Annotated in this window: 19 protein-coding genes; 12 read left to right on the forward strand and 7 right to left on the reverse strand. The window is 66.8% G+C overall.

Translation table 11 applies throughout. The features are described from left to right. Positions 1-24 precede the first annotated feature (24 nt). From B4F19_RS04170 to sdhC, 4 genes are read right to left on the reverse strand one after another with little or no spacing between them, the layout of a single operon-like run. Positions 25-819, reverse strand: coding sequence for a succinate dehydrogenase iron-sulfur subunit (locus B4F19_RS04170; RefSeq protein WP_228179560.1), 795 nt, complete (start codon positions 817-819; stop codon positions 25-27). Positions 820-821: 2 nt separating this feature from the next. After that, a complete protein-coding gene (gene sdhA / locus B4F19_RS04175; protein ID WP_228179561.1) occupies positions 822-2,627 on the reverse strand; it encodes a succinate dehydrogenase flavoprotein subunit in 1,806 nt (601 codons plus the stop codon). Between the two features lie 36 nt (positions 2,628-2,663). Beyond that, entirely contained in the window at positions 2,664-3,122 is a 459-nt protein-coding gene (locus B4F19_RS04180) for a succinate dehydrogenase hydrophobic membrane anchor subunit (protein ID WP_292732946.1), read from the reverse strand. Next, on the reverse strand, positions 3,122-3,556 hold the full coding sequence (sdhC, locus tag B4F19_RS04185) for a succinate dehydrogenase, cytochrome b556 subunit (RefSeq protein WP_228179563.1): 435 nt from the start codon (positions 3,554-3,556) through the stop codon (positions 3,122-3,124). Before sdhC ends, B4F19_RS04180 begins: the two co-directional genes overlap by 1 nt. A 212-nt stretch (positions 3,557-3,768) precedes the next feature. Between sdhC and B4F19_RS04190 the strand changes: the two genes are divergently transcribed. The 8 genes from B4F19_RS04190 to B4F19_RS04225 all read left to right on the forward strand — a co-directional run bounded on the left by B4F19_RS04190 (position 3,769) and on the right by B4F19_RS04225 (position 13,242). Next, complete coding sequence (locus B4F19_RS04190) at positions 3,769-4,884, forward strand: mannose-1-phosphate guanylyltransferase (RefSeq protein ID WP_292732948.1); 1,116 nt, start codon at positions 3,769-3,771, stop codon at positions 4,882-4,884. Positions 4,885-5,045: 161 nt separating this feature from the next. Then, complete coding sequence (locus B4F19_RS04195) at positions 5,046-6,164, forward strand: BMP family lipoprotein (RefSeq protein WP_292733135.1); 1,119 nt, start codon at positions 5,046-5,048, stop codon at positions 6,162-6,164. 115 nt (positions 6,165-6,279) lie between these two features. Continuing rightward, positions 6,280-7,797 (forward strand): ABC transporter ATP-binding protein, encoded by a 1,518-nt coding sequence (locus B4F19_RS04200; RefSeq protein WP_292725905.1) that lies wholly within the window; start codon positions 6,280-6,282, stop codon positions 7,795-7,797. After that, on the forward strand, positions 7,794-9,104 hold the full coding sequence (locus tag B4F19_RS04205; RefSeq protein ID WP_292725907.1) for an ABC transporter permease: 1,311 nt from the start codon (positions 7,794-7,796) through the stop codon (positions 9,102-9,104). Before B4F19_RS04200 ends, B4F19_RS04205 begins: the two co-directional genes overlap by 4 nt. Beyond that, positions 9,101-10,363, forward strand: coding sequence for an ABC transporter permease (locus B4F19_RS04210; protein ID WP_292725909.1), 1,263 nt, complete (start codon positions 9,101-9,103; stop codon positions 10,361-10,363). Before B4F19_RS04205 ends, B4F19_RS04210 begins: the two co-directional genes overlap by 4 nt. 16 nt (positions 10,364-10,379) lie before the next feature. Beyond that, on the forward strand, positions 10,380-10,781 hold the full coding sequence (locus B4F19_RS04215; RefSeq protein WP_292732950.1) for a cytidine deaminase: 402 nt from the start codon (positions 10,380-10,382) through the stop codon (positions 10,779-10,781). Next, complete coding sequence (locus tag B4F19_RS04220; protein WP_292732952.1) at positions 10,778-12,076, forward strand: thymidine phosphorylase; 1,299 nt, start codon at positions 10,778-10,780, stop codon at positions 12,074-12,076. The genes B4F19_RS04215 and B4F19_RS04220 overlap by 4 nt, the downstream gene beginning before the upstream one ends. Before the next feature lie 50 nt (positions 12,077-12,126). Further along, on the forward strand, positions 12,127-13,242 hold the full coding sequence (locus B4F19_RS04225) for an adenosine deaminase (RefSeq protein WP_292729533.1): 1,116 nt from the start codon (positions 12,127-12,129) through the stop codon (positions 13,240-13,242). A gap of 249 nt (positions 13,243-13,491) precedes the next feature. Here the strand turns inward: B4F19_RS04225 and B4F19_RS04230 are convergent, their stop codons facing one another. The 3 genes from B4F19_RS04230 to B4F19_RS04240 all read right to left on the reverse strand — a co-directional run bounded on the left by B4F19_RS04230 (position 13,492) and on the right by B4F19_RS04240 (position 17,450). After that, positions 13,492-14,349, reverse strand: a complete 858-nt coding sequence (locus tag B4F19_RS04230) for a type IV toxin-antitoxin system AbiEi family antitoxin domain-containing protein (protein ID WP_228177526.1) — start codon at positions 14,347-14,349, stop codon at positions 13,492-13,494. A gap of 383 nt (positions 14,350-14,732) precedes the next feature. Beyond that, on the reverse strand, positions 14,733-15,377 hold the full coding sequence (locus tag B4F19_RS04235) for an alpha/beta hydrolase (protein ID WP_292732954.1): 645 nt from the start codon (positions 15,375-15,377) through the stop codon (positions 14,733-14,735). Between the two features lie 165 nt (positions 15,378-15,542). Continuing rightward, positions 15,543-17,450: a BglG family transcription antiterminator gene (locus tag B4F19_RS04240; RefSeq protein ID WP_228177817.1), complete on the reverse strand. Its 1,908-nt coding sequence runs from the start codon at positions 17,448-17,450 to the stop codon at positions 15,543-15,545. Between the two features lie 196 nt (positions 17,451-17,646). Between B4F19_RS04240 and B4F19_RS04245 the strand changes: the two genes are divergently transcribed. Genes B4F19_RS04245 through B4F19_RS04260 form a run of 4 tightly spaced genes read left to right on the forward strand, consistent with a single transcriptional unit; the run spans position 17,647 to position 21,636 of the window. Then, entirely contained in the window at positions 17,647-17,964 is a 318-nt protein-coding gene (locus B4F19_RS04245; protein ID WP_228177528.1) for a PTS sugar transporter subunit IIB, read from the forward strand. Between the two features lie 20 nt (positions 17,965-17,984). Continuing rightward, the gene (locus B4F19_RS04250; protein ID WP_228177529.1) at positions 17,985-18,260 is read left to right on the forward strand and encodes an HPr family phosphocarrier protein; all 276 of its coding nucleotides are present in this window, start codon (positions 17,985-17,987) and stop codon (positions 18,258-18,260) included. A 2-nt stretch (positions 18,261-18,262) separates the two neighbouring features. Further along, entirely contained in the window at positions 18,263-19,951 is a 1,689-nt protein-coding gene (ptsP, locus tag B4F19_RS04255; protein WP_292732956.1) for a phosphoenolpyruvate--protein phosphotransferase, read from the forward strand. Beyond that, a complete protein-coding gene (locus B4F19_RS04260) occupies positions 19,948-21,636 on the forward strand; it encodes a PTS mannitol transporter subunit IICB (protein WP_228177531.1) in 1,689 nt (562 codons plus the stop codon). The genes ptsP and B4F19_RS04260 overlap by 4 nt, the downstream gene beginning before the upstream one ends. The last annotated feature ends 66 nt before the right edge of the window (positions 21,637-21,702 follow it).

Here is a 21,702-nt window from a genome sequence, read left to right on the forward strand (position 1 = left end):
CAACAACGTCCCTGGACATCACACTTAGGCGCGCCCGCGCAGCACCGCCTGCTTGACCTCAGCGATCGCCTTGGTGACCTCGATGCCGCGGGGGCAGGCCTCCGTGCAGTTGAAGGTCGTGCGGCAGCGCCACACGCCTTCCTTGTCGTTGAGGATGTTCAGGCGCACATCGGCGGCGTCGTCGCGCGAATCGAAGATGAAGCGGTGCGCGTTGACGATCGCGGCGGGCCCGAAGTACTGGCCGTCGGTCCAGAAGACGGGGCACGACGAGGTGCAGGCTGCGCACAGGATGCACTTGGTCGTGTCGTCGAAGATCTCGCGGTTGGCGATCGACTGGATGCGCTCCTTGCCGGGCTCCGGCGCAGAGTTCGAGATGAGGAACGGCTGCACCTCACGGTACGACGCGAAGAAGGGCTCCATGTCGACGATGAGGTCCTTTTCCAGCGGCAGACCCTTAATGGCCTCGACGTAGATGGGCTTGGAGATGTCGAGGTCCTTGATGAGGGTCTTGCACGCCAGACGATTACGCCCGTTGATGCGCATCGCATCCGACCCGCAGATACCGTGCGCGCAGGAGCGGCGGAAGCTCAGTGACCCGTCGACCTCCCACTTTATCTTGTGGAGGGCGTCAAGCACGCGGTCAGTCGAGTACAGCTCGACGTCGTAGTCGACCCAGCGCGGCTCGGAATCCACCTCAGGGTCGAAGCGGCGGATGATGAAGGTCACCAGGAACGACTGGATGCCGGTGGGCTCGGGGGACTGCTCGATGTCGCCCTGCTCATCGGTGGCGGCATCCGTGGAGACAAGCGTCGCGCTCATCGTCAGTACTTCCTCTCCATCGGCTGGTAGCGAGTGATGACCACGGGCTTCCAGTCGAGGCGGATGTGGTCATCCGCGACCGACGAGTGGGGGTCGCCCGTGAGGTAAGCCATCGTGTGCTGCATGTAGTTCTCGTCATCGCGCTTGGGGTAGTCGTCGCGCATGTGGCCCCCGCGGCTTTCGAGCCGGTTGCGGGCAGTGACGACAACGACCTCGGCGATGTCGAGCAGGAATCCGAGCTCGACAGCCTCGAGCAGGTCGGTGTTGAACCTCTTGCCCTTGTCGTCGACATGGATGTTGAGGTACCGAGCACGCAGCTCCTCGATGACGCCGAGAACGTGCTTCAGGGACTCCTCGGTGCGGAACACCTGGGCTCCCTTGTCCATCTCGTCCTGCAGCTTCTTGCGGAGGACCGCGATGCGCTCCCCGCCGGGGTTGTTGCGCAGGCCCTCGATCATCTCGCGGACGCCTGCCGCGGGGTCTTCGGGGAGGTCGACGAACTCGGCGGTCTTCACGTACTCGACCGCGTACCGGCCGGCGCGCTTGCCGAAGACGTTGATGTCCAGGAGGGAGTTCGTTCCGAGGCGGTTCGAGCCGTGCACGGAGACGCAGGCGCACTCACCGGCCGCGTACAGACCCGGCACGACTGTCTCGTTGTCTGCGAGCACCTCGGCCTTGATGTTGGTGGGGATGCCGCCCATCGCGTAGTGCGCGGTCGGCATCACCGGCACCGGTTCGACGACGGGGTCGACTCCCAGGTAGGTACGAGCAAACTCGGTGATGTCGGGGAGCTTGGTCTCGAGCACCTCGGCACCGAGGTGCGTGCAGTCCAGGAGCACGTAGTCACGGTGGGGGCCGGCGCCGCGACCTTCGGCGACCTCCTGCTGCATGCAGCGGCTGACGATGTCGCGAGGAGCGAGGTCCTTGATCGTGGGGGCGTAGCGCTCCATGAAGCGTTCACCGCTCGCGTTACGCAGGATGGCTCCTTCGCCGCGAGCGCCCTCGGTGAGCAGGATGCCGAGTCCGGCCAGGCCCGTCGGGTGGAACTGGAAGAACTCCATGTCCTCCAGCGGCAGTCCCTTGCGCCAGACGATTCCGACGCCGTCACCGGTAAGGGTGTGGGCGTTGGAGGTCGTCTTGTAGATCTTGCCGAAGCCGCCGGTCGCGAAGATCACTGCCTTGGACTGGAAGACGTGCAGGTCGCCCGTGGCCAGTTCGTAGGCCACGACGCCCGCGACCTGGGTCTTGCCCTCGGCATCCTTCACCGTGATGAGGTCGAGCACGTAGAACTCGTTGAAGAAGTTGATGCCGAGCTTGACGCAGTTCTGGAACAGCGTCTGCAGGATCATGTGCCCGGTGCGGTCGGCGGCGTAGCAGGCGCGACGGACAGGGCTCTTGCCGTGGTCGGCGGTGTGACCGCCGAAGCGACGCTGGTCGATCTTTCCGTCCGGGGTGCGGTTGAAGGGCAGACCCATGTTCTCGAGGTCGATGACCGCGTCGATGGCTTCTTTCGCCAAGATCTCGGCAGCATCCTGGTCGACGAGGTAGTCGCCACCCTTGACGGTGTCGAAGGTGTGCCACTCCCACGAGTCCTCTTCGACGTTCGCGAGGGCAGCTGCCATGCCGCCCTGGGCCGCGCCGGTGTGGGACCGGGTCGGGTAGAGCTTGGAGATCACCGCGGTCTTCGCGCCGGGGCCTGCCTCGATGGCCGCGCGCATGCCGGCGCCGCCGGCGCCGACGATCACGATGTCGAACTGGTGGTAATGGACGCCGTCCTTGACGACGCTTTCGGCGCTCTGAGTAGTCACGGGTGCTGTGCTTTCGATGTCAGGTGAGCGGCAGGATTACGAGGCACACAGGCCGATGATCGTGTCGGACGCGGTAGCCGGGTCGAACCCGAGGCAGGGGTCGAAGGTGAAGACCACCAGGGTGCCGAGCAGGATCAGAAGCGCCGCGGTGACCCAGATCGCCGTGACGAGCACGGTGCGGGTCTTGGCGTGAGTCACGTAGTCGTTGGTGATGGTGCGCATACCGTTGGCGCCGTGGATCAGCGCGAGCCACAGCATCAGGACGTCCCACCACTGCCAGAACGGGTTGGTGAGCTTTCCGGCAACGAAGGCGAAGTCGATCGCCTGGATGCCGTCGCCCACCATGAGGTTGACGAAGAGGTGCCCGAAGATCAGGACCACGAGCACCATGCCGGATGCTCGCATGTAGACCCAGCCCCACTTCTCGAGGTTGACGCCGCGGCGGCGCGGGGTGCTGTGGGAGGCGCGGGGTTCGGCGATCGCAGGAGCGCTCATCAGTGACCGCCTCCCATCGAGCTGAAGACATTGATGAGGTGACGGGGGGTGAACCCGATCATCGTCACCGCCCAGACGCCGAGGACGATCCACCAGAGCTGACGCTGGTAGCGCGCACCCTTGGACCAGAAATCCACGATGATGATGCGCAGGCCGTTGTAGGCGTGATAGGCGATCGCGCCGACCAGGAACACCTCGCCGATGCCCATGATCGGGTTCTTGTAGGTGCCGATCACCGCGTTGTAGGCCTCGGGGGAGACCCGAATGAGCGCGGTGTCGAGGATATGGACGAGAAGGAAGAAGAAGATGGCGACGCCGGTGATGCGATGAAGAACCCACGACCACATGCCCTCGTGGCCGCGGTATAGCGTTCCACGAGGGGTCTTGGAGGTGGTTTCGGATACCGACGGTGTGACGCGTGCTGGTGCAGACACGGTCGTCCTCCCTGGATCGAACACGAGCGGGGCGGTCAGTGCCCCAACGGGAACCTGGCGCAGGTCCCTCGGCGTCACTCGGGCGCGAGTCCCATCCTATTGCGCCCGCAGCGGGCGCGGCTCTTAGGCCACCCTTAGTTCGGGGGTACTGCTGTCGCGTGCTGTCACTTCGCGGACACGTGCTCGAAAGGCCGCCCCAGTAGCCTGGGGGCATGTCTCAGAAGATCTCCGACTTCTATGCCGTCATCCCCGCGGGCGGCATCGGCAGCCGGCTCTGGCCGCTCTCGCGCGCCGACGCCCCGAAGTTCCTGCACGACCTCACCGGATCCGGGCACTCCCTGCTCCGTGACACCTGGGATCGGCTCGAACCTCTGGCAGGAAGCGAGCGCATCGCCGTGGTCACCGGGCGCGCGCACCGCGCAGCCGTCGAGGCCCAGTTGCCCGGCGTCCCCGACCGCAACGTCTTCCTCGAATCGGAGCCCCGCGACTCGACGGCGGCGATCGGCCTGGCGGCTGCCGTGCTCGTGCGCCGTGAACCCGACGTCATCATCGGATCCTTTGCGGCCGACCACGTCATCCGGCCTCCGCACCTCTTCCAGTGGGCGGTGCAGCAGGCCGTCGCGGTGGCGCGGCAGGGATACATCAGCACGATCGGCATCCAGCCCTCCGAGCCCTCGGTCGGTTTCGGCTACATCAAGAAGGCCGACGAACTTCTCGTGGACGGCGCACCGGAGGCTGCCACCGTCGAGCGATTCGTAGAGAAGCCCGACCTCGAGACGGCCCGGGCCTATTTCGCCGACCGCTCGTACCTCTGGAACGCGGGGATGTTCATCTCTCGCGCCGACGTGCTGCTTGCTGAGATCGAGGCGAACAACCCCGAACTTCACGCCGGGCTGGTGGAACTCGCCGAGGCCTGGGACGACCGCGACCGTCGGGGGCCGGTCGTCGACCGGGTCTGGCCCGCCCTGACCAAGATCGCGATTGACTACTCGGTCGCCGAGCCCGCCGCCGAGAAGGGCAAGCTCGCTGTGATCCCTGGTCACTTCGACTGGGATGACGTCGGCGACTTCGCGAGCCTGGCAAAGCTCAACTCCCACGGCCGCAAGAACGACCTCGCCATCCTCGGCGAGAATGCCCGCATCCTCTCTGACGCCTCCAGCGGCATCGTCGTGTCGCAGACATCGCGGGTGATCAGCCTCATCGGTGTGCAGGACATCGTCGTCGTCGACACTCCGGATGCTCTCCTGGTGACCACGAGCGAGCACGCGCAGCGGGTGAAGGGTGTCGTCGACGCGCTCAAGCTCGGCGGTCGCGGCGACGTCCTCTGACATACCTGAGCCCCGGCGCGAGCAGTTTGCGTGACGACTCTATTGCGGGTTTGTAACCATTGCTCAGTGGCGGCTGTCTGGAGCATGCATCGTGGCGATTCGCTAGGTAGATTCTCCAGATGCACCCGCCGTCTGGGCGGGCCCTTCACCTGGAGGCACAGTTGACCATTTCCACCCGTAAGCGCGTGCTCGGCGGCCTCGTTGCCGCAAGCATGTTCGTTGCACTCGCCGGCTGCGCGTCGGCCCCCACTGACACGGAGACCACGTCATCCGCCGGCGGCGACGTCGTCGAAGGCTTCATGCCGTGCCTGATCTCGGACGCCGGTGGCTGGAACGACAAGTCGTTTAACCAGTCGGCCAAGGAAGGCATGGACCGTGCCGTCGCCGAGCTCGGCGTCGAGGCCCTCGAACTCGAGTCGACCTCTGAGAACGACTACGCGCCCAACATGGAGACCGCTGTCTCCGAGGGCTGCACCCTGATCGTGTCGGTCGGCTTCAACCTCTCCGCCGCGACGGTCGAGTCGGCGCTGGCCAACCCCGAGGTCGATTACGCGATCATCGACGACTGGGCCGACAACGACTTCGATGGCACCACGGATGCCCCGAACGTCAAGCCGCTCGTCTTCGACACCGCGCAGGCTGCCTACCTCGGTGGCTACGCGGCCGCTGCGTGGTCTGCCGAGGCGGGCGTGAACAAGGTCGGCACCTTCGGCGGGATGCAGATCCCGTCGGTCGCGGTCTTCATGGACGGCTACCAGCTGGGCGTCGAGAAGTACAACGAGGACAAGGGCGCGAGCGTCGAGGTCGTCGGGTGGGACACCACGACCCAGGAAGGCTCGTTCACCGGTGGCTTCGAGGCGAACGACACTGCGAAGCAGACGGCACAGGGCGTGCTCGACCAGGGCGTCGACGTGATCCTGCCAGTCGGTGGCCCGATCTACCAGAGCGCCGCCGCGGCGATCGCCGACAGCGGCAAAGACACGCTCATGCTCGGTGTCGACAGTGACCTCGCCGTCGCCGACGACTCCGTCGCTGGCATCACGCTCGTCTCGATCATGAAGGCGATCGACGTCGCGGTCTACGACGCGACGATCGCGGCCGCCATGGGCGAGTTCGAGGTCGAGCCCTACGTGGGCACGCTGGAGAACGAGGGTGTCAAGCTCTCGAGCTTCCACGACTTCGAATCGCAGCTGCCCGCAGGCCTGCTTGACGAGTTGGCTGCCTTGCAGGAGCAGATCATCTCTGGCGACATCGTCGTCGACTCGCCCAACTCCCCGTGAGTTCGCACCACTGAGTTCCCCGTTCGGGGCGAGCAGCGCTGAGGCGCTGTTCGCCCCGAACCCATTTCCGGGCGCGCTGCTCTCGCGCACCGCGTCGGCTGAGTAGGGTGCAGATATGAAGCTTGAGCTCCGAGGAATCACCAAACGGTTCGGAAGCCTCGTCGCCAATGACCGCATCGACCTCGTCGTTGAGCCGGGACAGATCCATGCGCTTTTGGGCGAGAACGGCGCCGGTAAGTCGACCCTGATGAACGTCCTCTACGGGCTCTATCAGGCCGACGAGGGCGAGATCCTGCTCGATGGCGCCCCGCGGCGGTTCCGCGGTCCGGGCGATGCCATGGCGGCGGGAATCGGCATGGTGCACCAGCATTTCATGCTCGTCCCCGTCTTCACCGTCGCCGAGAACGTGATGCTCGGCCACGAAGAAACCACATTCGGCGGGATGCTCGACCTGTCGAGGGCGCGCGACCACGTGCGCGCGGTTGCCGAGAGGTTCGGCTTCGACATCGATCCGGATGCCGTCGTCGGCGATTTGCCGGTGGGAGTGCAGCAGCGCGTCGAGATCATCAAGGCTCTCTCGCGAGACGCCCAGGTTCTCGTCTTCGACGAGCCGACGGCAGTGCTTACCCCCCAAGAGACCGACGAGCTGATGGCCATCATGCGTCAGCTGCGGGACGAGGGCACCGCAATCGTTTTCATCACGCACAAGCTGCGTGAGGTGCGCGAGGTGGCCGACGCCATTACCGTCATCCGGCTTGGTCGTGTCGTCGGCGAAGCGGAACCCACCGCGACCAACGAGGAACTCGCATCGATGATGGTGGGCCGGGCCGTCGAGCTCACGGTGCACAAGGCGCCGGCCCGGCCGGGTGAGGGGGGACTGGCGGTCCGGGACCTTCGCGTGATCACGTCGCACGGCGCCATCGTCGTCGACGACGTGTCGTTCGACGTGCACCCCGGGGAAGTCCTCGCCATCGCCGGAGTGCAGGGCAACGGGCAGACCGAGCTCGTCGAGGCGATCATGGGACTCGCCGCGCGCGTCGAGGGGTCGATTCGACTCGACAGTGTCGAGCTGACGGGCAAGAGCGTTCACGCCATCCTCGATGCCGGCGTCGGTTTCGTGCCCGAAGACCGCACGGTGGACGGCCTCGTCGGGCCGTTCTCGGTTGCAGAGAACCTCATCCTGGACCGCACCTCCGATCCCGAGTTCGTTCGGTTTGGAACGGTCCGGGCGGCGGAGCGCGACCGCTTCGCCCGCGATCGCATCCACGAGTACGACATCCGTACGCAGGGAGCCGAAGCGCCCGCGCGTACGCTGTCGGGCGGGAACCAGCAGAAGGTGGTGATCGCCCGCGAGTTGAGCAGGCCGCTGCGTCTGCTCATCGCGGCGCAACCCACGCGCGGCGTCGACGTCGGGTCGATCGAGTTCATCCACAAACGGGTCATCGAGACCCGCGACAGTGGTGTCCCCGTCGTGGTCGTGTCGACCGAGCTCGACGAGGTCGTCGCGCTCGCCGACCGCATCGCCGTCATGTACCGAGGCAAGCTGATGGCCATCGTTTCCGCCGATACCCCCCGAAGCCGGCTCGGTCTGCTCATGGCCGGGGTCGCCGATTCCGAAGGGACAGCAGCATGAGTGGTGCCACACCGGGTGCCGAGGATTCCACGAAGGGTCTGCCTCCCGAGCAGCTCCCGCACCTTACGGGGCCCCTCGTGGACCCGCAGCCCGCGCCGCCGCGCGTGAACGCGTTCCTGACCGACCTGCTTCGCGGCAACGCCGTCATGACCATCCTCGCGATCGTGCTGTCGATGATCGTCGGGGGAGTGCTGATCGCCTTCACCAACGAAGACGTGCAGGCGGCATCCGCCTACTTCTTCGCCCGTCCCGGCGACACTGTCGTCGCCGTGTGGAACGCAGTGGTGGGCGGATACGACGCGCTTCTGCGCGGCGCCGTGTTCAACTACCGCGCTGATGATTTCGCGACCCAGATTCGGCCACTGACGAACTCGCTGGGCACCGCCGCCCCGCTGATCGCCGCGGGACTCGGTGTCGCGCTCGCGTTCCGAGTCGGTCTGTTCAACATCGGTGCCCGCGGCCAGATGCTCGTCGGCGTGATCTTCGCCGCACTGTTCACCTACAACCTGGGCCTGCCAATGTGGCTGCAGCTGCCGGTGACGCTGATGGCCGGCATCCTCGGCGGTGCGATCTGGGGCGGGATCGTGGGACTCATCAAGGCGCGTACCGGCGCGCACGAAGTCATCCTCACGATCATGTTCAACTACGTGGCGTATTACCTCCTGTTGTGGATGATCCGCACCCCGGGACTGCTGCAGCGACCGGGAACCAACCAGCCGATCTCGGCGGCGACTCCGGAGGCCGCGCAGTTCCCGACCCTGTTCGGTGAAGGGTTCCCACTTCTGGACTGGGGTTTTGTCATCGTCATCGCAGCGACCGTGTTCGTCTGGTGGCTCGTAGAGCGCTCGGCGCTCGGGCTCCGGATGCGGGCCGTGGGAGAGAACCCCCACGCGGCCCGGGCTGCGGGCATCAGCGTGCAACGCATCTATGTCTACGCAATGCTCTTCGCGGGCGGCCTCGCGGGTTTGGCTGCCATGAACCAGATCCAGGGCGCCGTCACGAACGGGTTCACCGCGAACATCGATGCTGGCATCGGCTTCGACGCCATCACCGTCGCACTGCTGGGTCGCAGCCGGGCCTGGGGCACCTTCGCCGCAGGTATCCTGTTCGGCGCCCTGAAGGCAGGATCCTTCTCGATGCAGGCGCAAGGCATCCCCGTGGACATCGTCCTCGTCGTCCAGTCCCTGATCGTGCTGTTCATCGCCGCGCCCCCGCTGCTGCGCGCGATCTTCTTCCTCCCGAAGACGCAGGAGGAGAAGGCCGCCGCAGCCAGAGCCAAGTCCGCGAAGAAGGCGGTGACGGCATGAGCGCGACGCTGCCGAAGAGCCCGGACGCGCTCATGACAGTCCGCGAACGTCATCTCAAGGTGCCGATCGTCCTGGCCATCGCGGCGGCGATGCTGGCACTCCTGTTGCTCGCTCTTCCCCGTGACGGCGTGACCACGTTCGACTTCGGCGGCGCATCGTCGGCGCGCGTCGAGGTGCCCACCGCGGTGACGAGCTGGATCCTCGTCGCGGTGATGGTCGTGCTGACGGCGCTGGCCGCGCTGCGATCCTGGGCGTACCGGACCGTCCCGCTGTGGCTCACGATCCCCTTCGGCGTGCTCGCGATCACCGCCTTTCTTGTTTGGGCCGGAGCCGACGGGCTCGTGCCGCTCACGAGCCTCCTGGTGGGGGCCATCTCGCTCTCGGTGCCGCTCGTGTTCGGCGCGCTCGGCGGTGTCATCGGAGAGCGCGCGGGCGTCGTCAACGTGGCCATCGAGGGCCAGCTGCTACTTGGGGCGTTCTCGGCTGCCGTGCTGTCAAGCCTCACCGGCAGTCCGCTCGTAGGCCTTGTCGGCGCGATGCTCGGCGGGGCGATGGTCGCCTTCGTCCTGGCAGCCTTCGCCATCAAGTACCTCGTCGAGCAAGTCATCGTCGGTGTCGTGCTCAATGTGCTCGTCACGGGAGTCACGGGATTCCTGTTCGGTGCGCTGCTCGTGCCGAACGAGGACCTGCTCAACAGCCCTGAGCGGTTCGCGCCGATCGCGATTCCCCTTCTCAGCGACATCCCGCTCCTCGGGCCGGTCCTGTTCAACCAGACGCTCATCGTGTACCTGATGTACGTCGCGGTCGCTGTCGTGGCCTGGGGGCTGTATCGGACGCGCTGGGGGTTGCGGCTGCGAGCTGTCGGTGAGCATCCGCAGGCGGCCGACACTGTCGGCATCCGTGTGAATCCGACCCGGTTCTGGAACGTCCTGCTCGCGGGGGCCATCGCGGGAATCGGGGGCGCCTACTTCACTCTCGTCTCGGTGCCGCAGTTCGGCAAAGAGATGACCGCGGGCCTGGGCTTCATCGCCCTGGCGGCGGTCATCTTCGGACGCTGGGACCCGGTACGGGCGACGCTCGCGGCGCTGCTGTTCGGGTTCACGACCAACCTCCAAAACTTGCTGACGGTGCTCAAGACCCCGATCCCGGGGGAGTTCATGCTCATGCTGCCCTATTTGGTGACCATCATCGCCGTGGCCGGTTTCGCCGGTCAGGTCAGGGGACCTGCCGCCGCGGGCAAGCCCTACATCAAGAGCTGAGCCTCGGAGGACCCGCATGACAGACATCGATTGGGACAGGCTGCGCACCGAGGCAATCTCGGCCATGCGCCGCGCCTACGCCCCGTACTCGAACTACTCGGTCGGAGCGGCAGCGCTCGTCGATGACGGCAGGACCGTCTCGGGCTGCAACGTCGAGAACGCTTCGTACGGTGTCGGACTGTGCGCTGAATGCGGACTCGTCTCGGCACTGCACATGAGCGGCGGCGGCAGGCTGACTGCCTTCGTGTGCGTCAACGGTGCGGAGGAGATCATCATGCCGTGCGGTCGGTGTCGACAGCTCCTCTACGAGCACTCCGCACCCGGGATGCTGCTGCACACAGTGTCGGGCATCCGCACGATCGATGAAGTGCTCCCGGATGCCTTCGGGCCCCGCGACCTCGAGGAGGTACGCGCATGACCGAGGCGCCGATGGAGCCGTTCGACGCCGTTGACGTCATCCGTATCAAGCGCGACGGAGGCGCCGTTCCCGAACCCGAACTGCGGTGGATGGTCGACGCCTACACCCGCGGATACGTCGCTGACGCGCAGATGGCAGCGTTCGCGATGGCCACGCTCCTCAACGGCATGCAGCGTGACGAGATCCGGGTCATGACCGACGCGATGATCGCCTCGGGGGAGCGGATGAGCTTCGCGGGACTCGGCAAGCCCACCGTCGACAAGCACTCGACGGGCGGGGTGGGTGACAAGATCACGCTGCCGCTCGCGCCACTGGTGGCATCCTTCGGCGTCGCCGTGCCGCAGCTGTCGGGGCGAGGCCTCGGGCACACCGGCGGAACTCTCGACAAGCTCGAGTCCATCCCGGGCTGGCGCGCGGCGCTCTCGAACGAGGAGATGACGGCGCAGCTGCGGGACGTGGGTGCCGTGATCTGCGCCGCCGGATCCGGCCTTGCTCCTGCCGACAAGAAGCTCTATGCGCTGCGCGATGTCACTGGCACCGTCGAGGCCATCCCCCTCATCGCCTCGAGCATCATGTCGAAGAAGATCGCCGAGGGCACTGACTCGCTCGTGCTGGATGTGAAGTTCGGCTCAGGTGCGTTCATGCGCGACGTGGATCGTGCCCGCGAACTCGCACGCACGATGGTGGCGCTGGGCACTGACTCCGGGGTGGCCACGACAGCGCTGCTGACCAACATGGACACGCCGCTCGGCCTTGCGATCGGCAATGCGAACGAGGTCAGGGAATCCGTCGAGGTGCTCGCAGGCGGCGGACCTGCCGACGTCGTGGAACTCACCCTCGCTCTGGCCCGAGAAATGCTCGCATTGGCGGGCCAGCCGGATGCTGACGTCGAGGCGGCGCTCGCCGATGGACGCGCCATGGACTCGTGGCGCGCGATGATCCTCGCCCAGGGCGGGGACCCGGATGCCGAGCTTCCCGCCCCGCGCGAGACCCACACCGTCACCGCACCTCGCGCTGGGGTTGTGACCCGCATGGAGGCCCTGCCGTTCGGTGTCGCCGCGTGGCGTCTGGGGGCTGGGCGAGCGCGCGCCGAAGATCCCGTCATCCACGCAGCAGGCATCGACCTGCACGTCAAGCCGGGCGATTCGGTGGCCGCCGGTGCGCCGCTGTTCACACTCTCGGCGCAGGATGCGGCGCGCTTCCCTCGTGCACTGGACGCGCTCGAGAACGCGTGGGAGATTGGTGACGCCGAGCTCTCGCGCACACCCATCGTCCTCGAGCGCATCACCGCCTGAGCATCCTTCGTTCTTCCCCGCGCCCGCCATCCCCACACTCAGGAGCCCTCATGTCGATCGATCAGCACGGTGACCACGTCTTGCAGGGGATGTCGATCCGCAAGCTCCCCAAGGTGTCGCTGCACGACCACCTCGACGGCGGTGTGCGGCCGGCGACGATCCTCGAGCTTGCCGACCAGATCGGGCTCGATGTTCCCGAGGACACGGCCGATGATCTTGCCGACTGGATCGCCGAGCGCTCCGATTCGGGTTCGCTCGTCGAGTACCTGAAGACGTTCGATCTCACCGTCGGGGTCATGCAGACCCGCGAGGGACTCACCCGCGTCGCTCGGGAATTCGTCGAGGATCTCGCCGCCGACGGCGTGATCTACGGCGAGGTGCGGTGGGCTCCCGAGCAGCATCTGTCGGGCGGGCTGTCGCTCGAGGAGGCCGTCGAGGCCGTGCAGGACGGCATCGAAGAGGGCGAGGATGCCGCAGAGCAGGCAGGTCACGACATCCGTGTCGGGCAGCTGATCACCGCGATGCGCCACACCGACCGGTCCCTGGAGATCGCGCGGCTGGCCGTTCAGTGGCGTGAGCGCGGCGCCGTCGGGTTCGACATCGCCGGCCCCGAAGACGGATTCCTCCCCTCGCGCCACCGTGAGGCCTTCGACTACCTCGCCAGCGAGTTCTTCCCGGTCACGGTCCACGCGGGTGAGGCTGCCGGCCTGGACTCGATTCGCTCGGCTCTGCTCGATGGGCGGGCACTGCGCCTGGGCCACGGGGTGCGCATCGCGGAAGACCTCGATGTCGTCTCGCGGGCGGGCGACGAGGTGCTGGTGCAGTTCGGCGACCTTGCTCGGTGGGTGCGCGACCGCGAGATCCCACTCGAGCTCTCGCCGAGCTCCAACCTGCAGACCGGAGCGATCGAAAAGTGGGGCGAGGAGCTCGCCGATCACCCCTTCGACCTGCTCTACCAGCTGGGCTTCTCGGTGACGGTGAATGTCGACAACCGCACGATGAGCCGGACATCGCTGACCCGCGAACTCGCCCTGCTCGCTGACGCTTTCGAGTACGACCTCGATGACCTCGAAGTCTTCCAGCTCAACGCTGCGGCAGGCGCCTTCCTGCCGGTCGAAGAGCGTGAGGAACTCATCGAGCTCATCGGCGAGGGCTTCGACCGCTAAGTCGGGCCACGGAGTCGCTAACTCCTCAGGTTTGGCCGCATCGACGGTCGGTAAGGGGCCGGGTGGCGGCATTCCGCGCGGTTCTGCGGAGTTAGCGACAGCGTGAGCGTTGGCGGGGGCGCCGCCGGTCCTGCCGGCGCTGGATGCGGACGGGCGGCGATGGCCATCGGCGCAGCTAACTCCTCAAAACCAGCCATTCAGGCATCCGCGGATCTCGCGAGCCCGCAGAATCCGGTCAGCTTTGCTGAGTTAGCGACGACGAGCACGAACCGGATCACCGCGCTCGATGATCGCGCGAAGCGTCGTCGTCAGCTCATCTCGGTGATGCAGGATGTCTTCCGCGATCGGTCGGATCGTCGTGTATCCGAGAGCCGCGGCCGTCATATCGCGGCGCCGGTCGCGCTTAGCAGCGTCCCAGCCCGAGTGGTGCGCTTCACTGTCGCATTCGATGATCAGCCAACCATCGACGATGAAGTCGACCCGCCCCACCCCGGGAACGCTCTGCTGCACACGGATGTCGCATCCGAGCGTGCGGAGGATGAGCCGCATGAGCGTTTCGGTGCCGGACTCCGCCCGTCGATCGAGGAGCCCGTGGAGTGCTCGGTAACGCAGCGGAAGACGAGTAAATACCTCCCGCAGTTCTGCTTCGTCGACAAGTCCCCGATGCCATGCGCTGTCGAGCGTCGCGATCGCGGACCGCGGGTCCTGGCACCGGCAGGCCTGCGCGAGGGCCTCAACCCAGGGCGCGATGGGGGAACAGCGATGAGCTCCAGTGGCGCGCCAGTGTGCGACGACGTGGTGCGGGCGCGCGGGCAGCCGGCTCGCGCCATTGTCGAGCTGGACGTGGAGCGGCGGGTCGGATGCGACGAAGACGCCTGCCTCGCGGAGCAGAGAGACGCAGTCCAGCCGGCCTCCGAGGCGTGCCGCTTCGGAGAGGCACGGTGGTACATCGACGGCGAGGTACTTGCCGCGCCGCACGCGAAGCAGCTGCCCGGAATCGACCAACAACCTGATGCGCCGTTCCGACAGGCCGTGCGCGCGGAGGTCCGAGGTCTCGAGTATCCGATGGCGGAGGGCTGGGGATGTCGCGCTCGCAGCGTTCGGCATGACGGCAGTCAACCGTTGTGCGGGGGAGGGTGGCCGACGGATGTGATGGCTGGGGAGACCGGAGCTGAGAGGCGAGGTGGGGAGGATCGGTTCTCGCCGCGGCGCCTGTCCGCCGAGTGTTGCTAACTCCTCAAAACTGACGGCCGCGGCCGGTGCTGCGCGGTCGAACCGGCCCACGGCGCGGCGAATAGGAGGAGTTCGCTGCGGCCGTGGCGGTCGGTGGTGGATGCGCCGCTCGACGGTCGGCCGTTGCTAACTCCTCAAGATCGCCGTCAGGTCAGGGCGCGAGCGGACATGATGTGCCGCAGGCGCGCCGGATGTGAGGAGTTAGCCACAATCGCCGCAGGAGCCGTCGACGAAGTGGCTCCCGGTCCGAGGGGGCGTCAGCCGCCCGCGACCTGCGTCTGCAAGATACGGTCGACCTCGGAGGTGAGGGTCTCGGTCATGTCGGCATCCGAGATGGTCGGTGTGCCGTCGCCCGGCTGGGGGCCGTAGTCGCCGAACGATGAGTGCGCGGCGCCCGCGATCTCGACCATGTCGGCACCCGCCGGGAGCAGCGGGCGGGCATCCGCGATCTTCTCGGGCGTGGACAGGCCGTCGAGTTCTCCGGCGAGGCTGAGCACCGGAAGCCCCGACGTGCTGAGGTCGTTCGCGCAGTAGGACGCGAACAGGATCAGGGCCTGGGCACTCTCGGTGAGCTGGCACGCGGGAACCCCGCCGAGTGAGTGACCGCCGACGGCCCAGGTGTCGACATCCGGGGCAAGGCTCGTGAACGCGTCCAGCGGCCTCAGATCGAAAAACGCCAGATTCAACCACGGCTTTGTGATCACTACTGTCGTGCCCGACTCGACGATGCCCGAAAGCTTCGCGGCATACGCCGACGGGTCGACCTTCGCGCCGGGGATGAACACCAGTCCATCGCCGGTCTCACCCTCGACGGGCGCGAGCACGATGGCTGCCGAATCATCGGTGCTCGCGATCGCCGGATCGGCCTTCACCGCGGCGAGCGGCTCGGGCTCTGCCGCCATGACGCCTACCTGCGAGTAGATGACGATCCCGATGACGGCGACGATCAGCAGGATGCCGAGACTTGCCGCGATCCAGCCGATGATGCGCGCTGCGCGGGAGCGTCGGCGTCGCGGGGCGGGGCAGGGTCGGCATCCACCCTCTGAGCCTAGTAAGCCGCGGCGGAATCAGCCGTCGATGACTGCCGCCAACTCGTCGAGGAACCCCGCGAGGTCGGTCGCTCGGCGCACGATGCGCTGCACGCTCTCGCGCTCGGAGAACACTTCGACAAACTGCTCGAAGACGGTCTGGAATGCGGCGCGGTCTGATTCCGAAAACGCCACCAGTGCGACCACCTGGACGCGGGAATCGCCCCAGGCGATCGAGCTCTCCGAGACCCCGACAGAGATCGCCGTGCGAGTTGCCGTCATCCCGATGGCGTGGGGAACGGCAAGGGCATCGGTGAACGCTGTCGACGAGAGCTGTTCACGGTGGATCGCGCGCTCGATGTAGTCCTGGTCGATGACGCCTTCTGCGACGAGGGGTGCGCCGAGCAGCCTGATGGCTTCTTCCTCGCTGCCGGCTGCCGCCAGCTCACGACTGAACGCGCCCGCGACGAAGTACCGTGCGAGGTCTGCGCGCAGTCGCGCCAGGCGTCGCCCGCGGCGGATGCGGCTCGCAGTCGCTTGAACGCGATCGACGTCGCTCTCGGTGAGGAACGGCTGCACCCTGACGATTCGGTCCGACGGTGTGGGCGGTTCGATCGTCGAAAGCACCAGGTCGGTGTGGATCGCCTCCCAGTCGGGATCCGCGCGCGTGTCGACACCGACGACCTCGATCGCGCGGCCGAGAGAGCGATCGACGCTCGACCGAAGCAGCTCATGCAGTTCGTAGTACCCAGGGCAGACAATTGTCGCGGTGAGCAGCTGCTCGCTGCGGCGGCTGCGCTCGAGCCGTCCGCCCACGTGCATGGCGATGTAGGCGATTTCATCATCGAGTAGCGGGATGCCGAGCCGTTCGTGGAGTTGCCCCGCGATGAAGACAGCGACCTCGAACACCATCGGGTAGCTCGTCTTCAGCGACCGGGTGAGGGGGTTTCGCGACCAGGCCTGAGCCGCGGCACGCTGCCGGAGGTTCTGCACGTGAAGGGAGAGGCGCACGACGAAGTCTTCGTGCGCGATGTCGACGAGAAACTCGGATGCCGCGTCCTGGACGATCTCGCGAACTACCTGTTCGAGCTGAGGATCCAGGTTTTCCCGCGCTCGCTCGCTCGGTGCTGCAGCGCCCGGAGCGACGACCCGCGTCAGGACGAGGATCGCCAGATGGTCGAGGTCTCCGTGCCCCAGATCGACCCCGATGTGCTCGCGCACCAGGGCGTCGAGAACCTCGGCGACCGCACGACGATCCTCGGAGATCGGTGAGCCGGTGGTCCCCTCTAGTGAGCGGCCCTGGGATGCCCGGTCGGCTGTGATGGCGATGTGCATCAGCACATCCGCGATGCCGAACTCGTTGACGTAGTAGCCGAGCTCGCCCATCCGAGCAACCAGTGCGGGCTTGAACGGCCCGAAGACGTTGGCGCCCATGGAAGATCCGCCCAGGGAGCGGCGCAGCGCGTCGAAGTCGAACGCGCCCGCTTCCATCTCGTCGTGAGCGAGGGAGCTCAGCAGGCGGCGCTGCGCGACCTCGGCGCCGCGCAGGCGAGCTGTCGAGGCCGAGCGCTCAAGGGTGATGCCGGTGCCTCCCAGGAGGCTACGGACCCGACCGAGGTCCGCTTCGAGCGTTGCAGGACTGACGTGGAGCGCGTCGGCGGTCTCGAACACGTCGATACCCTCGGGGTCGTTCAGCAGCGCTCGGACGAGCGTGTGAAGCCGGTCCCGTGGTGTGCCGGCGTCAGCTGCCGCCGACGCCCGGAGCGCTGCTGCGGCGTCGATCCCGGCACGATACCCCGACGGACCCGACTCGATAGCGGCGCCGGAGGGCACGCGCGCGTTGACAGCGGTGACATACGAACGGATGCTGCGCGGCGTGACCCCCAGGGCGTCAGCGAGGGTCGCGGCGGTGACCCACTCGCCCTCGCGGACGAGCAGGCTCAACATCCGATCCTGTCGTGGTCGTGTCACCGAACTCCTCGCGCGAGGTCGCACCGGGCGCGTCCTCGACCGTGTCAGTCAACCACGCCGAGCGCGCGCGCAGGGCTACGCCGGCGGAAACGCTCTTCCGCCCCCGCGGAAAAAGGACTGGTTGTCGCCTCTCAGCGTTCTCACAAGAATCGATTTCGAAGGAGGCGGGTCGATGAGGATCCTGGTGATCTGCGGCGCAGGAGCGTCCAGCACATTCGTCGCACAGCGGTTGCGAAGCGCAGCCGCGGCCAGTGGCGTTCACGTCGAGGTCGCTGCGGGTACCGAGGACACTCTCGCGGGTATCACCGAGCCCGTCGACATCGTGCTTGTTGGTCCTCATCTCGAGTCCGAGTTTCAGCGGATCCGCACGGTGGCCAGCGCACACGAGTCGATCGCGGTGCTCCTTCCGCCCGATGCTTTCGAGGATCGCGACGGTTCGCGGATTCTTCAGCTTGCCACCGCGGCTCGCGCCGCATCCGTCACCGAATAGCCAGTTCCAGGGAGGGAACCATGTCTGAGATCACCCGCACGGTCCGCATCGGCTCGTCGCACGGCCTGCACGCCAGGCCCGCGAAGCTGTTCGCCCAGGCCGCGAAGGACGCCGGCATCCCGATCACGATCGCCAAGGATGCCGGGGCTCCGGTGAACGCGGCGAGCATCCTCGGCGTGATCTCGCTCGGTGTCGAACACGGTGACTATGTGACCCTCACCGCGGATGGCGAGGGCGCGGAGGCGGCGCTGGACACCCTGAGCGAACTGCTCACCACCGACCACGACGCCGCCTGATCATGGCGCAATTGCGAGGAGTCGGCATCGGCCTGGGCGTCGCCCACGGGCCGGTCGCGCGGATGGCGGCACCCCTGCCGGCACCTGATGACAACCCGAGCGCCATCGGGGCCGACGAGGAGCGCGCGCGGGTGCAGGAGGCCCTGGCCGCCGTCGCGCGCGAGCTCGAGAAGCGTGGCGAGCAGGCCGGGGGAGCAGCTCAGGAGGTGCTCGAGGCGCAGGCCATGATGGCCGAAGACCCGACGCTCACCAACGAGGTAGATGCGTCGCTCGCGCAGGGCAAGACCGCCGAGCGTGCCGTGCACGAGGCGTTTGCGTCGTTCCGTGCTCAGCTGGAGGCGGTCGGCGGCTACCTCGGTGAGCGCGCCGCTGACCTCGACGATGTCGCCCAGCGCGTGATCGCCCGGCTGCAGGGTGTTGCCGCACCGGGAGTGCCCGACCCGGGGCATCCGTTCGTTCTTGTCGCCAAAGACCTCGCGCCGGCCGACACCGCCCTGCTCGACCTCGATCAGGTCTTGGCGCTGGTCACCACGGAGGGTGGCCCGACCTCGCACACCGCGATTCTCGCGCGTGAGAAGGGCATCGTCGCGGTCGTGGGCGTTGCAGGCGCTGCAGAGCTGGCCGACGACGAGACCGTGATCGTGGATGCCGCCGCAGGCGCCGTGACGACCGAGCCTTCCGACGATGAGCTCACCCGGGCCGAGAACCGGGCGAACGCACGAGCAGCCGCCGCGGGTGCCCCGATCACCGACGGCGCTCTCGCCGACGGGACAGCGGTGCCGCTGTTGGCGAACCTCGGCAACCCCGCCGGAGCTGCCGAAGCCGTGGCACTCGGGGCCGAAGGCGTGGGCCTGTTCCGCACCGAGTTCCTGTTCCTCTCCGCGAGTTCGGCGCCCACTGTCGAGCAGCAGCGCGCCTCGTACGCGGAACTCCTCGCCGCGTTCGCCGGCAAGAAGGTTGTCGTGCGGGTGCTGGATGCCGGCGCCGACAAGCCGCTGCCTTTCCTCAACGACGCGCACGAAGAGAACCCGGCGCTGGGCCTCCGTGGCCTTCGGGCGCTGCGTGCCAGCGAGGACATCCTGCGCGAACAGCTCACTGCGCTCGCCGAGGCAGACGCGCAGACCAAGAAGGCCGGCTCCGGGGCCGACCTGTGGGTCATGGCTCCCATGGTGTCCACAGTGGACGAGGCCGACTATTTCACCGCGCTCGCGCGGGAGTACGGCATCCGCACCGCCGGGGTCATGGTCGAGGTGCCCTCCTCGGCTCTCCTTGCCGAGCACATCTTCGCGCACGCGGACTTCGCCTCCATCGGGACGAACGACCTGACGCAGTACACCCTGGCCGCCGACCGCCTGCTCGGTTCGGTCGCGGGATTCCAGGATCCGTGGCATCCCGCGGTCCTTCGCCTCATCCGCGAGGTCGGCGCAGCCGGCGCGCGGACGGGCAAGCCCGTCGGCATCTGCGGCGAAGCGGCAGCCGACCCGCTGCTGGCTGTCGTGCTCGTCGGGCTCGGAGCCACCTCGCTCTCGATGGCACCCACCGCGCTCGCCGACGTGCGCGCGACCCTGCTCACCTACTCCCTCGACGATGCCCGGCGCATCGCTGAGGCCGCGCTGGCCGCAACTGACGCGGCAACCGCACGGGAGGCTGCACACGCAGCCTCCGACTCACAGAAAGAGAGAACGCAATGACAACGACGTCGCCTGGAACGGCGAAGGATCCTGGGCGGGCACGCGTCGCCGTCCAGCGATTCGGCACTTTCCTCTCGGGCATGATCATGCCGAACATCGCGGCATTCATCGCCTGGGGCTTCATTACGATGCTCTTCATCCCGTCGGGCTTCTTCGGCCCCGACAGCCCCTTCGGCTGGCACTGGTACCCCGTCTCAGACATCATCGGCTCCGGCGGCGATGAGGCTCTCATCGGTTGGCAGGGCGCAATGGTGCAGCTGGCCGAAGGTGACGGCGGGAACTTCTTCTCGTATGTCGGCCTCGTCGGCCCGATGATTGTCTACCTGCTGCCGCTTCTGATCGCCAACACTGGTGGTCGCATGGTCTACGGCGAGCGCGGTGGTGTGGTCGCGACGATCGCGACCATGGGTGTAATCGTCGGCACCAACATCCCGATGTTCCTCGGTGCCATGATCATGGGCCCGTTCGCTGCTCTCATGACTAAGTGGATGGACCGGATCTGGGACGGCAAGATCAAGCCCGGCTTCGAGATGCTGGTCAACAACTTCTCCGCCGGCATCCTCGGAATGATCCTCGCGATCGTCGGGTTCTTCGTGTTCGGCCCCGTCATGCTCGGCGTCAGCGCAGTCCTTGGTGGCGCGGTCGGTTGGCTCGTCTCGGTGAACCTGCTGCCGCTCGTGTCGATCATCGTCGAACCGGCGAAGGTGCTGTTCCTGAACAATGCCATCAACCACGGTGTCTTCACGCCGCTGGGGATCGAGCAGGCAGCCGAGACCGGCAAGTCGATTCTGTTCCTCATCGAGGCAAACCCCGGACCCGGTCTCGGACTCCTCCTGGCGTTTACCTTCTTCGGTGTCGGCGCGGCCAAGGCTTCGGCTCCCGGCGCGATCATCATCCAGTTCTTCGGCGGCATTCACGAGATCTACTTCCCGTACGCGCTGTCGAAGCCGATCACGATCCTCGCGCTCATCGCGGGTGGCGCGACTGGAGTCGCGACCAACATGCTTCTGCAGGGAGGGTTGGCATTCCCAGCCGCTCCGGGAAGCATCATCGCCGTCACCTTTGCCGCAATCGGTCCGGGAGTCGGAAACCTTCTGGTGGTCTATCTCTCGGTGATTCTTGCTGCCACAGTGACGTTCCTGCTCGCAGGGATCATGCTGCGCGCAAGCCGTAAGCGCGACCTCGAAGCGGGGCTCGGCGGCGACCTCAGCGCCGCCATCGCACAGACCGAGGCCAACAAGGGCAAGGAGTCGGCTGCGCTCGCTGGTCTTCGCGCCAGCGCTGGTGCTGACGCCCGCGCCGCAGGCGACGCCGACGAGGCGTACGACGAGGCAGAGACCGCTCGGGCAACGGGGGGTCTCGCCAGCGGAGGACGTCTCGAAACCAAGCAGATCTCGAACATCGTGTTCGCGTGCGACGCGGGCATGGGGTCATCTGCAATGGGCGCGAGCGTGCTGCGCAACAAGATCACGAAGGCGGGGATCACCGATGTCACGGTCACCAACAAGGCGATCGCGAATCTGGATGCTTCCGCCGACCTGGTGATCACGCAGAACCAGCTCACCGACCGGGCCCGGCAGAAGACTCCGGATGCCGTACATGTGTCGGTCGACAACTTCATGAACTCGCCGAAGTACGACGAGGTTGTGGAGCTGGTCCGCGACCAGCACCAGGATGGTGCATAACCGATGAGTCGGTGCGGGGCGGCGCAGGCCGCCCCGCACCCTCGTCCTTCGTCTCGTCACCCGTAT

Origin of the sequence: Microbacterium sp. UBA1097, from assembly GCF_002313585.1 — a bacterium.
Classification (GTDB): domain Bacteria; phylum Actinomycetota; class Actinomycetes; order Actinomycetales; family Microbacteriaceae; genus Microbacterium.